This window comes from Stenotrophomonas sp. 22385, assembly GCF_052045085.1.
Lineage (GTDB): Bacteria > Pseudomonadota > Gammaproteobacteria > Xanthomonadales > Xanthomonadaceae > Stenotrophomonas.
The window spans coordinates 1-725 of the sequence record NZ_JBQEOG010000017.1 but is presented as its reverse complement, the minus strand read 5'-3'; the positions used below and the strand labels follow the sequence as shown (position 1 = coordinate 725).

At 65.2% G+C, this 725-nt stretch carries 1 protein-coding gene; it reads left to right on the top strand.

Annotation, left to right across the window (positions count from 1 at the left end; translation table 11 throughout):
* Positions 1-725: flagellin (locus ACTJI4_RS18270; RefSeq protein WP_440870148.1), on the top strand; the 725-nt coding region annotated here is incomplete at both ends.

Here is a 725-nt window from a genome sequence, read left to right as displayed (position 1 = left end):
CAACTTCAACGGCACCAAGCTGCTGGACGGTTCGTTCTCCGGCGCGCTGTTCCAGATCGGTGCCGATTCGGGCCAGACCATCGGCATCAACAGCATCGTCAACTCCAGCACCTCCGAGCTGGGCAACGGCCTGTACGCGGCCAAGCAGACCTCGACCGCTGCCGCCATGACCGGTACCGCCACTGCTGCCGGCACCGTCACCGACATGGTCGTCAACGGCGTCACCATCAGCGACGTGTCCGTGGCCGTGGGCGACAAGGCCGCCGACGTCAGCAAGAAGCTGGTCAACGCCATCAACGACAAGATGGACCAGAGCGGCGTGTATGCCTCGCTCGATTCCACCGGCAAGCTGGAGCTGACCTCGCTGAAGTCGGGCAAGGACTTCACCTTCACTGCCGCCACCACCGATGCCACCGGCCTGACCGTGGCACTGGCCGGCATTGCCGACGCCGATGCCGACGCCCGCGACACCGTTGCCGGCGTGAACATCTCCTCGGTGGCCGGTGCCCAGAAGGCGCTGTCGATCGTTGACGATGCCCTGAAGGCCGTGAACTCCTCGCGCGCCGACATGGGTGCGATCCAGAACCGCTTCACCTCCACCATCGCCAACCTCAACACCACCTCGGAAAACCTGTCGGCCTCGCGCAGCCGTATCCGCGACACCGACTATGCCAAGGAAACCGCCGAACTGACCCGCACGCAGATCCTGCAGCAGGCCGGCACCG